The sequence below is a fragment of the Leifsonia sp. NPDC058194 genome, from assembly GCF_042883605.1.
Taxonomy (GTDB): domain Bacteria; phylum Actinomycetota; class Actinomycetes; order Actinomycetales; family Microbacteriaceae; genus Leifsonia.
Genome location: NZ_JBHVVL010000005.1, coordinates 273,002 through 284,505, shown reverse-complemented (window position 1 = coordinate 284,505; position 11,504 = coordinate 273,002). Strand labels below are relative to the sequence as shown.

9 protein-coding genes are annotated in these 11,504 nt (G+C 69.4%); 8 read left to right on the top strand and 1 reads right to left on the bottom strand.

Translation table 11 applies throughout. The features are described 5' to 3' along the window. Window positions 1–11: 11 nt before the first annotated feature. Window positions 12–1,262 carry an extracellular solute-binding protein gene (locus tag ACFVU2_RS18560; RefSeq protein WP_387877448.1) on the bottom strand — a complete coding sequence of 417 codons (1,251 nt, stop codon included), beginning with the start codon at window positions 1,260–1,262 and terminating at the stop codon, window positions 12–14. Window positions 1,263–1,683: 421 nt separating this feature from the next. On the opposite strand from ACFVU2_RS18560, the gene ACFVU2_RS18555 reads away from it, so the two are divergent. From ACFVU2_RS18555 to ACFVU2_RS18520, 8 genes are all read left to right on the top strand, one after another. Then, on the top strand, window positions 1,684–2,736 hold the full coding sequence (locus ACFVU2_RS18555) for a LacI family DNA-binding transcriptional regulator (protein ID WP_387877445.1): 1,053 nt from the start codon (window positions 1,684–1,686) through the stop codon (window positions 2,734–2,736). A 47-nt stretch (window positions 2,737–2,783) separates the two neighbouring features. Then, window positions 2,784–3,365 (top strand): antibiotic biosynthesis monooxygenase, encoded by a 582-nt coding sequence (locus ACFVU2_RS18550; protein ID WP_387877443.1) that lies wholly within the window; start codon window positions 2,784–2,786, stop codon window positions 3,363–3,365. A gap of 127 nt (window positions 3,366–3,492) precedes the next feature. Continuing rightward, window positions 3,493–3,969 (top strand): aromatic ring-opening dioxygenase LigA, encoded by a 477-nt coding sequence (locus tag ACFVU2_RS18545; RefSeq protein WP_387877441.1) that lies wholly within the window; start codon window positions 3,493–3,495, stop codon window positions 3,967–3,969. Window positions 3,970–4,349: 380 nt separating this feature from the next. After that, window positions 4,350–5,201 carry a DUF4097 domain-containing protein gene (locus ACFVU2_RS18540; RefSeq protein WP_387877439.1) on the top strand — a complete coding sequence of 284 codons (852 nt, stop codon included), beginning with the start codon at window positions 4,350–4,352 and terminating at the stop codon, window positions 5,199–5,201. Continuing rightward, window positions 5,198–5,839 (top strand): PadR family transcriptional regulator, encoded by a 642-nt coding sequence (locus tag ACFVU2_RS18535; RefSeq protein WP_387877437.1) that lies wholly within the window; start codon window positions 5,198–5,200, stop codon window positions 5,837–5,839. Before ACFVU2_RS18540 ends, ACFVU2_RS18535 begins: the two co-directional genes overlap by 4 nt. Before the next feature lie 294 nt (window positions 5,840–6,133). Further along, window positions 6,134–8,281, top strand: coding sequence for an APC family permease (locus tag ACFVU2_RS18530; RefSeq protein WP_387877593.1), 2,148 nt, complete (start codon window positions 6,134–6,136; stop codon window positions 8,279–8,281). A gap of 129 nt (window positions 8,282–8,410) precedes the next feature. Further along, complete coding sequence (locus ACFVU2_RS18525) at window positions 8,411–9,775, top strand: NAD-dependent succinate-semialdehyde dehydrogenase (protein WP_387877434.1); 1,365 nt, start codon at window positions 8,411–8,413, stop codon at window positions 9,773–9,775. 137 nt (window positions 9,776–9,912) lie between these two features. Beyond that, window positions 9,913–11,397 (top strand): serine hydrolase domain-containing protein, encoded by a 1,485-nt coding sequence (locus ACFVU2_RS18520; RefSeq protein ID WP_387877431.1) that lies wholly within the window; start codon window positions 9,913–9,915, stop codon window positions 11,395–11,397. Window positions 11,398–11,504: the final 107 nt, after the last annotated feature.

The window sequence follows — 11,504 nt, the reverse complement described above, 5'->3', positions numbered from 1 at the left end:
AGGTTTCGCTCCTACTTCAGCAGTGCTTCGAGGTTCTTCTGGGTCGCGTCCAGGATGGCCTTCGGGTCACCCGTGGCCAGCGACTCCAGCTTGCTGTTGAGGTCGGTGACGACGTCGGCCGAGCCCTTCGCGGTCGGCACGCCCTTGGCGTAGTCCGCGGCGGAGAGGAACGGGACGAGGTCGGGGTTGGCCGACTTCCAGGAGTCGGCGGCCGACTTGATCGACGGCATGGGGCCGAAGGCCTTCGAGAAGGCGAGCTGGTCGTCCTTGCTGGTCAGCTGCTCGACGAGCTTGAGGGCCGCGGCCTGGTTGGGGCTGTCGGCGGCGATGCCCCAGCAGTTGGTGAACTGCAGGGTGCCCTGGCCGGCGGGGCCGGCGGGGAGCTCGGCGACCGTGTACTTGATGTTCGGGTAGTCGGACTTCATGGCGCCGGTGATCCAGTTGCCTTCGATGGTCATCGCTGCCAGGCCCTTGCCGAACGCCTCGCCGCCCCAGCCCGCGCCGAGGTCCTTGGCGTACTTGAGCTCGCCGCCGTTCAGCAGGGTCTTGACGTAGTCGAGCGCCTTCACGTTGGCGTCGCTGTTCGCGGTGGCCTTGGTGGAGTCGTCGTTCATGAGGTTGCCGCCGGCCTGGACCATGAAGGAGCCGATGCGGGCGTACTCACCGGAGATGCCGAGGCCGACGTGGTCGGCGGTGGTCAGCTTCTTGCTGACGGACTCGAGCTGGTCCCAGGTCTTCGGGATGTCGGAGTCGGTCAGGCCGGCCGCGCTCCACATGTCCTTGTTGATGATGAGCTGGAGGGTCGAGAAGTCCTTCGGCGCACAGTAGAACTTGCCGTCGTAGGTGAACGACTTGACCAGGCTCGGGTAGAAGTCGTCCTTGTTGCTGAGCTGGTCGCCGTACGCGAGGAGCGAGCCGTTGGACGCGTAGCCGGCGAGGGCGTCGGTCGAGAGGTAGAACACGTCGGCCGGCTTCTTCGCCGCGAAGCCCTGCGAGAGCTGCTGGTTGAGGTCGGTGGCCGCGACGACCGACGCCTTGGTGCCCGAGCTCTTCGCCCAGTCGGAGACGGCCGACTTGACCGCCGTGGTCTCGGCGTCGCCCGACGAGCCGATCATGACCGTGAGGGCCTTGTCGGAGGACGTCAGCTTGCCCGAGTCGCTGCTGCTGCTGCCGCTGAAGCCGGACCCGCAGGCCGTCAACGCCAGGGCGGCCGCGACGGCGACGGCGCCGCTCGCGATCCACCTGTTGGTGTTCTTGCGCATGTGTTTCTCTCCTTGGTGTGAGCGTGCCCGACAGGGCGGGCACGCAGAGGGTGGGGTCGGGAAAGTGTGGATGGGTCAGGTCGGCGAGGAGGCTGTGTTGCGCGCCGTGCGCGGGGACTCCGCGCCGCCGACAGTAGACCAGCGAACCTGCGAAGAGACCGCCGGGAGCGGGCGGTCCATGGGAGGGACACTGCGCCTCGGTGCGTGCATCCGACCTCCTCTGGTCCGTCGTGCCGTGAACTCCGTCGCTCGGATACTTCGATCGTCCGGTGTGGCTTGAACGATCAAATCGCGACGTGCTAGCGTCCCATTTGAACGATCAAATGGGATTGCAGTCACCATAACCATGCCCCTCCCGGCCTGTCAAGCGGGCGGACGATAGGGTCTAGGTCAGCCGGCAACGGGTCGAGAGGAGGTCGTCATGGGTGCACAGCCCACCGTCAGCGACGTCGCCGACGCCGCCGGCGTCTCGCGGCAGACCGTCTCGAATGTGCTCAACGCCCCCGAGCTGGTGCGGCCGGCGACCCGTGAGCGGGTGCAGGACGCGATCGTGCGGCTCGGCTACCGCCCGCACGCCTCCGCCCGCCGTCTCCGCACGCAGAAGAGCTCGACGATCGGCATCCGGCTCGACCCGATCACCCAGGACGGCATCTCGGGCAGCATCCTCGACCGCTTCCTCCACGCCCTCACCGAGCAGGCCGACCGCAAGGGTCTTCGGGTCCTGCTCTTCACGGCCGACGGCCCGGACGACGAGATCGCGCAGTTCCAGCGGCTCTCGGATGCCGCCGACGTCGACGGCTTCGTCCTGACCTCCACCTTCCACGGCGACCCCCGCACGGAGTGGCTGATCGAGCACGGTCAGCCGTTCGTGACCTTCGGGCGGCCGTGGGGCATCGACGACATGACCGACCCCCAGCACCTCTGGGTCGATGTGGACGGCCGCTCCGGCCTGCGGGACGCGACCGCGCACCTTCTCGCCGACGGTGCGCGCCGCATCGGGTTCCTCGGCTGGCCCAGCGGGTCGGGCACCGGCGACGATCGGCGCGAGGGATGGCTGGAGGCCATGCGTGCGGCCGGCGCCGTTCCCGAGGAGGACCTCCGGGCCTTGCAGGCGGTCGCCGAAGACGGTGTCACCTTCGGTGCGGAAGGGATGCGGCGCCTGGAGGCCGCGGCCGGGGCGCAGGGCGTGGACGCGGTCGTGTGCACGTCGGACTCCCTGGCGCTCGGCGCCCTGACCGTCGTCGGCAGCCGCATCCCGGTGATCGGCTACGACAACACCCCCGTCGCGGCGTCGCTCGGATACTCGAGCGTCGAGCAGCCGCTCGAGGCGGTCGCGGCCGGTGTGCTCGAACTCCTCACCGGGGCGCATGGAGGCCGGGTGCGCGCCGACGCGGATCTCGCGGACCCGAGGCACCGGCTCGTGGCGCCCCGACTCGTCGTGCGCGACGGCCCGGCGCTCATCGCCACCCGCTGAGCCGACCGCGAAACACCGGTGTAACGCGCGGCGGCGACAATGGAGGCATGCCTCCACAAGAGTCTTTGCGTGACGCGCCACAAGCGCACCGCCTCCCGATCACCGTGTCCATCACCCGTCGTGTCGACGGCAGCCGACTGCCCGAGGTCACCCGCTGGGTCCAATCCGGCGTGAACCTCGCCAACACCTACGAGGGCTTCCTCGGCTCGGGCTGGGTGCGCGCCCGCGCCGACTCCGACGAGTGGCACATGCTCTACCGCTTCGCGGACGCCGAGACGCTCGAGGCCTGGGAGGGGTCGGACGACCGCACGACCTGGCTGTACGACGGGCGCGAACTCGTCGAGGTCTCGAGGGTGGAGCGCCGTACCGGCATCGAGGGCTGGTTCGACGCCCCGCAGCCCGGAGTCCCGTCCGCGCCGCCGAGGTGGAAACAGGCCGTCACCATCTGGCTCGGCTTCTTCCCGCTGTCCCTGCTGTTCACCTGGGCGACCGTCTCGTTCGTGCCCGGCTGGCATTCGCTCTGGCCTCTGGCGACCGTGCTGATCAGCACACTCTGCCTCACGCCCACGATGACCTACCTGCTCCTCCCCTTCGTCACGCGGATGCTGCAGCCCTGGCTGCGCGGCTGACCGGATCCTTGCGCCCTTTGGCGAGGAATCTCGCATATCGAACTTCTACAGACCGTAGAATTCGAGTGTGCGGCAGCGGGCCGCACGCGAGGATGCGGCGGGACGACCGCTGCCGGAAGGACTCATCGTGACCGTTGCAACCGAAGCGCGACCGGCGACCACCACCTGGGCGAACCGGTTGGTCCGTCCCATCGGCCTCCTGGCGATCGTGGCCGGGCTGGTCATGATCGTCGCCGGAGGGGTCGTGTGGGGCGTGGTGAGCAGCCAGCTCCAGGCCCAGAAGATCACCGTGAGCGAGGATGCGGCCGCCTTCGGCGGGCAGACCGTCGCCGGTCCCTTCACTGCCCTCGCCCAGGCCGACATCATCAACACCCACGCGGAGAAGCTGTCGGGCGGCAAGACCTATGCCGAGCTCGAGCAGGACGACCCGCTGCGTCCGACGGTGATGAACGCGTCGTTCCTGCGCGCCTCGCTGTTCACGTCGGTGGTGTCGTTCGGTGTGGCGGCGTTCGCCATGGGCACCGGGCTGATCGTCGCTCTGCTGGGCTGGGTGGTCTGGGTCATCGCTCCGGCGCGTCGGGGCGCTCGCCCCGTCGCGGAGTAGCCGCGGGCGGGATCGGTTCAGCGTCGATCCGGAGACGGCGTCGCGTGACCCGCGAGCGCTGGGCCGCCCTCAAGAGGGCGACCCGGCTACGGCTCGCCGCCCGCGCGACGGGCTAGACCAGGGGCGGTGCGTCGACACGCGCACCGCCCCTTCTGCGCGCCCTGGCCGGCCGCCCCGCACCGGCGAGCAGACCCTGACCGGACCCTGAGCCGACCCTGATTCTCTGTCGAGAGGGTTGCGATCCGTCCAACTCGCGATATATCGTGACCTTGTCAACATCGCGATATATCGCGAGTCACCGAGGGTCCGGGCGATCCGGCCCGGACCCTCCTCGGATTCACCACCGCTCGGCAGCGGTGCAACAGGAGAGGTTCAGGACGATGGCACAGGAGAAGTGGCTGATCCAGCCGGGCGAGACCCGCACGATCGACGTGGAGCTGGTCCGCACGCTCAAGGTGGGATTCATCGGCGGTCAGATCGACATCATCGGCCACGACGAGCCGGGCGCTCGCATCGAGGTCCACACGGTCCAGGGACGCGATCTGAAGATCACCGTCGACGGCGACCGGCTGGAGATCGACCACCCACAGCTGCGCTGGGACAACTTCATCGAGGTGTTCAAGTCGATGCGGTCCAACGCCAAGGCCGACGTCAGCGTGCTCGTTCCGCGCGACGTCGTGCTCAAGTTCGGCGTCGTCTCGGCGACGGCCCTGATCGCGGGACTGCGCAGCGACGCACGCCTCAGCACGGTCTCCGGCGACGTCGTCGCCGACGGCCTGGTGGGGGACATCGAGCTGAACTCCGTCAGCGGGGAGCTGTCCGTGCGCGACCACCACGGTCGCATCAACGCGCACACGGTCTCGGGCGACGTGACGGTCAGCGGCACGATCCCGAAGCTCGCGGTCGACGGCGTCTCGGGCGACGTGATGGCCGACATCTCGGGCACTCCCGACGAGGTCGCCATCAACACCGTCTCGGGCGACTCGACGATCCGCATCCCGGAGGCGATCGGGGCCCGCTACCGGGCGAACACGGTCTCCGGCCGGGTGCAGCTCGACAACGTCGTGGTCGTCGGCTCGGTCGGCAAGGGGTACAGCGGCACCACCGGCTCGCTCGACGGATCCTGGGTCGACATCAACGTGAACACGGTCTCGGGAGCCGTCTCGGTGCTGCGCAGCTCGCGACCCGCCCAGGACGGCGCGCGCCAGAGCGGCGAGGAGGCGTCGGCGTGACCCCCGTGTTCGCCCACGGCAGTCTCCGCCTCTACCTGCTCAGCCTGCTCGACGAGTCCCCACGCCACGGGTACGAGCTGATCCAGGCGCTGTCGGACCGCTTCGGCGGCACCTACACGCCGAGCGCGGGCACGATCTATCCCCGACTCGCCAAGCTCGAAGAGGAGGGCCTGGTCACGAAGCAGGCCGACGGCCGCAAGACGGTCTACGCGATCACCGACGCCGGCCGGCGCGAACTCGCCGAGCGCGAGCACGAGCTCGACGCGATCGAGGACGAGGTCACCGACTCGGTGCGCCGCCTCGCCGACGAGGTGCGGGCGGGCGTCGACGACGCCATGCGCACGTTGCGTGCCGAGCTCGCCTCCGCCGCACGGGAGAACCGGCGCGACGCGACCCGGGTCGATCCGCGACGGGAGGCACGCGACGCCGCCCGTGAGGCCTCCCGCGACGCGCGCGCCTCCGCGTCCGCCGCGATCCGCGAGGCCGACCTCGCGATCAACGACTTCCGGCAGCAGCTGCGCACCGAGCTGCGGCTCCAGGCCTCCCGAGGGACCCTCCCCGACGGGGTGGTGACGCTGCTGAAGGACGAACTGGTGCGCGTGCGCCGCTCCGTCCTGGAGGCGCTCGCACGCCGCTGACGGGAGGAGCGATGTCGTCGTTGCGCTTCTACCTGCGCTCCGCGCCTCCGGCGGAAGGGGCGCCTCGCGCGGGATGCACAGCAACTCCCGGCGAACGTTCTGAGAGATCTCAGAGAGAGGGTCGGACCCCCGTTCTGCCGCGTCGTTCCGCGGATTCCGAGGGCGTGGGGATGCGAAGCCCGAGCCTTGCCGAAACCTCACAGCCCGCCGCCCCGACGCGCCGACTTGACAGGGTATTGGCAGCGAGTAGTCTCATCCCTCGTGACAAATGAGGGGAGATCCCCGAAGCGCTGGTTGATCGGCGACCCGCTTCCGAGCGAAAAGCTCGAAGGACAGCTGCTCCCGAAGCACCTCGCCCTACCCATCTTCGCCTCCGACGCGCTGTCGAGCGTGGCGTACGCCCCGCAGGAACTCCTGATGATCCTGCTGCTGGGCGGGCTCTCGTTCCTGACGTTCGCCCCCTGGGTCGCCGCAGCCGTCGTGGTGCTGCTCGTCACGGTCGTGCTCAGCTACCGGCAGCTCGTCAAGGCCTATCCGTCGGGAGGCGGCGACTACGAGGTCGCCCACAAGAACCTCGGCGAGAAGGCCGGGCTGATCGTCGCGTCGGCGCTCCTGGTGGACTACGTGCTCACCGTCGCCGTATCGGTCGCGTCGGGCGTCGACAACGTGATCTCGGCCCTCCCGTTCCTGGCGCCCTGGCGGGTGGAGCTGGCGGTGGTGTGCGTCATCCTCATCGCCGCCGTCAACCTCCGCGGCGTCCGCGAGTCGAGCAAGGCCTTCGCCCTGCCGACCTACATCTTCATCGGCAGCGTCTTCCTGATGATCGTGACCGCGCTGATCCGCACCGTCTTCGGCAGCGCGCCGGTCGCGGAGTCGGCCGGCTACCAGGTGCACGCCAGCAGCCTCACCCAGGCGGCGATGGTCCTGCTCCTCCTCCGCGCCTTCTCCTCCGGCTGCTCGGCCCTGACCGGAGTGGAGGCCGTGGCCAACGGCGTCCCCGCGTTCCGGACGCCGAAGATCCGCAACGCGCGCGTCACCCTCGGGCTGATGGGCGGCATCGCGATCGTCCTGTTCGCCGGCCTCACCGCCACCGCCCTGATCAGCGGTGTGCACTACGCCGAGAACCCGTGCGACCTGCAGGGCTGGGCGCAGTGCGCCACCTCGCCGCAGCGCAGCCTGATCGCCCAGATCGCCGCCGCGACCTTCGGCAACAACACGTTCTTCTTCTTCCTGATCCAGGCCGCCACCGCGATCGTGCTGCTGCTGGCGGCGAACACCGCCTTCAACGGTTTCCCGCTGCTCGGCTCGGTGCTCGCCCGCGACTCCTACGCCCCCAAGGCGCTGAACACCCGCGGCGACCGCCTCGTCTACTCGAACGGCATGATCGTCCTGGCGCTCGCCGCGACCGCCCTGCTGCTCGTCTACCAGGCGAACCTGACCCAGCTCATCCAGCTCTACATCATCGGTGTGTTCGTCTCGTTCACCCTCGGCCAGTCCGGGATGGTGAAGCACTGGATCACGCTGCTCCGCGAGGGCGGCCAGACGGGCCGCGAACGCAGCAGCATCATCCGGTCCCTCTGCATCAACGCCTTCGGCGCCTGCCTGACCGCCATCGTGCTCATCGTCGTCACGATCACGAAGTTCACCCACGGCGCGTATCTCGTCTTCATCTTCATGCCGATCCTCTGGTTCCTCATGCTGGGCGTGAACCGGTACTACCGCGACGTCGAGAAGGAGATCGAGGTCGACCCGATCACGACCTTCGGATCGGTCGGCGACCACGCGATCGTGCTGGTCGGCAAGATGCAGAAGCCCGCACTCAAGGCTCTCGACTACGCCATCGCCGCACGGCACGACTCGATCGAGGCGATCCACGTCTCCATCGAGGAGGACGCGACCGAAGAGCTGCAGAAGCAGTGGATCGAGCAGAACATCCACGTGCCCCTCACGATCATCGAGTCGCCGTACCGGGAGTTCGGCGTGCCGCTGGTCAAGTACCTCAAGCACCGGCGCGAGGAGCACGGCTCCGAGGTGACGACCGTCTACCTGCCGCAGTACATCGTCGGCCACTGGTGGGAGGGCATCCTGCACAACCACCGTGCGCGCCGGCTCGCGAAGATGCTGATGCTCTGCCACGGCGTCACCGTCGCGCTCGTCCCCTGGCTGCTCGACTCCTCCTCGCTCATCTACGGCCGTCGCTCGCGACCGCTGCCCGGCCAGGACCGTCGCGGCGAGCCGGTGCGCGCGATCGCGCGCCGCCCGCTGGTGCCGGCGTCGAAGCCCCACGCCCGCATCCACATCCACTCCACGCCGCTGGCCGTCGGGCAGCCGGACAACTCGGTGCCGGAGGCGCCTGCCGCGCCGCCCGCGCCGGATGCGCCCGCCGGACCGCTCGGAGGGGCGCCGGTCGCCCCGAAGGAGCCGGCGCCCACCAAGCGTTGAGCCGCCTGCGCTCTGTACACTGTGTCGGTCCCGGTCTGAGAACTCGGACGTCGTGTCGAGGCGATCCACGCGGATGACGCGTAGGGTCGCAAGAGGGCCTGACGCCATTCATCGCAGAAGAGGAGTGCCATGAGCTACGCCGTGACCAATCCCGCCACCGGCGAGACCGTGAAGACCTTCGAGCCCATCGGCGACGCCGAGCTCGAGGCCGCGATCACCGCCGCCAGCGACGCCTACCGCGGCTGGTCGAAGTCGTCCACCGTCGAGGAGCGCGCCGCCCTCGTCCGCCGCGTCGGCGAGCTGCACGTGGAGCGCCGCCAGGAGCTGGCCGACATCATCGTCCGCGAGATGGGCAAGCCCGTCGAGCAGGCGCTCGGCGAGGTCGACTTCGCCGGCGCCATCTACGAGTACTACGCCGACCACGCCTCCGAGTTCCTGCAGGACGAGCCCATCGCGCTGCTCGACGGCGAGGGCTCGGCGGTCGTGCGCCGCTCGGCGCTCGGCGTGCTGCTGGGCATCATGCCGTGGAACTTCCCGTACTACCAGGTGGCCCGCTTCGCTGGACCGAACCTGGTGATCGGCAACACCATCCTGCTCAAGCACGCGGAGCAGTGCCCGGAGTCGGCCGCGGCGATCGAGAAGATCTTCCTCGACGCGGGCTTCCCGGTCGGTGCCTACGTGAACATCTACGCGGGACACGACCAGATCGAGAAGGTCATCGCGGACCGCCGCGTGCAGGGTGTCTCCCTCACCGGCTCGGAGCGCGCGGGCGCCGCGGTCGCCGAGATCGCCGGCCGCAACCTCAAGAAGGTCGTGCTGGAGCTCGGCGGGTCCGACCCGTTCATCCTGCTCTCGACCGATGACCTCGACGCCACCGTGCAGAACGCGGTCGACGCCCGCCTCGACAACAGCGGCCAGTCCTGCAACGCCGCCAAGCGCTTCGTCGTCGCGGACGACCTCTACGAGTCGTTCCTGGAGAAGTTCACCGCCAAGCTCGCCGAGGTGGAGGCCTCCGACCCGACCAGCGAGGAGTCGGCCCTCGGCCCGCTCTCGTCGCTGCGCGCGGCCGAGAACCTGGAGGACCAGGTGAAGCGCGCCGTCGAGAACGGCGCCACGTTGGTGCGCGGAGGAGGCCGCAACGGCGCCTTCTTCGAGACCACCGTGCTCACCGACGTCACCCCGGAGAACCCGGCCTCGCAGGAGGAGTTCTTCGGCCCGGTCGCACAGGTGTTCCGCGCGAAGGACGAAGCGGACGCGGTCCGCATCGCCAACGACACCCCGTTCGGCCTCGGCTCGTACCTCTTCACCACGGACGAGGCGCAGGCGCACCGCGTGGCCGACCAGATCGAGGCCGGCATGGTCTTCGTCAACCTCGTGCTCGCCGACGGCGCGGAGCTGCCCTTCGGCGGCGTGAAGCGCTCCGGCTCGGGCCGTGAGCTCGGCCGCTTCGGCGCCGACGAGTTCGTCAACAAGAAGCTCATCCGCGTCGGCTGAACCCCGACCGCACGACGGCCGTCCCGGATCCCGGGGCGGCCGTTGCGCGTTCACGGACCCGGCGCGTCTCCCCTTTCTGTCGGACACCGATATCGGGCAGTATGAGATCGCTGTAGTCACCGGGGGAGGGGCGGCACATGATCGGGAGCACCACGCGTCGGCGCGGACGGCGGTCCGGGTTGATCGGCACCGGGGTGAGGATCGGCGCCGTGGCGATGGCGATGGCGGCCGGCATGCTCGCCGCGGGAGCCGCACTGCCGGCCGCGGCCGTGGAGGTCTCGGCCGACTCCGGCGACGAGATGACGCCCGAACTGCAGTCGAGGATCCAGGAGAGGATCGCGGCGTTCCAGGCGAAGTACGGCATCGTCGGGGTCTCGGTGGCGGTGGTGACGCCGTCCGCCGGCCGGACCGAACCGGTGGTCACCCGTTTCGCCGTCGGCGCTCCGGCGCAGGGCTCCTCGACTCCCGTGGATTCGTCGACGCAGTTCGAGATCGGGTCCGAGACCAAGATCTTCACCACCGACCTCCTGACGTCCTTGATCGCGGAGGGCCGCGTGTCGCTGGACGACCCGGTGCAGAAGTACGCGCCGGCCGGGATCACGGTGCCGGTGTGGACCGACCAGCAGACCGGCGCCACGACGGAGATCACCCTCCGCGATCTGGCCACCCATCAAGCGGGTCTGCCGGACTCCCCGTTGAACTACTGGGAGCCCTGCGGCACACTCACGGACTGCAACCCGCAGCCGGACTACACGCAGAAGATGCTGTGGCACGGACTCGCGGACCATCCGCTGCTGTGGAAGCCGGGGACCAACTGGCTCTACTCGAACTTCGGGTTCGGCCTGCTCGGCACGATCCTCGCGAATGTGATCGCCCCGACGCCGGAGACCGAGCCTCCGGCCTACCTGTCCGCCCTGCAGGGCGCCTTCCTCGACGACCTGGGGATGTCGTCCACCCTGCTCGGGACGGGGCCGCGGATCGCCACGCCCTACGCATCCGACAACTCCGTCAGCTACTACTGGGACGACACCAACGCCCTCGCAGGCGAAGGCGGCCTCGTCTCCGACGCCGACGACATGGCGACCTGGGTCGAAGCGCACCTCGGCTACGGTTCCGCCGGCGCACCGCTCGGGGTCCGGACGATGGCGGACACCCTCCACCCGGTCAGCACCATCACCACGATGTGTTCGGAGCCGGACGTCTCGTCCTGCACCCCGGTGACGGACTTCCAGATGGGTCTCGGCTGGCAGCTGTATCCCGGCACCTCGAACGGCATGGGTGCGGACTGGGCGTTCAAGAACGGCGGCACAGCCGGGTTCAGCACCGACACCACGCTCGCCCCGAGCAGGGGGGTCGGCGTCACCACGATGTGGAACCAGCAGAGGGCGGCAGGCACCGACCCGGAGCTCGGCACCGAGCTGCTCTCGCTCATCCTGAACTTCCGCCCCGCACCCGCCCACGGGGGCGACGAGCACCACGACCGCGGCCGTGACCGCCGCGAACTCGCCGAGAGCGGATCCGATGCGTCGGCACCGCTCCTCGCCGGGTTCGCCGCTGCCGCCCTCATTGCGGCGGGGGCGATCCTGTCGGTGCGCCGCAGAGGCGCCGCCGGCCCCCGCTGACGGCGGCAGGCGTTCGCCACGCCGTCTATCATTCGCGCTCGGAATCGACACCGCGTCGACCGCATCGGCTCTGCCGGATACGTACGGTGGGCCTCACACAAGTGCTT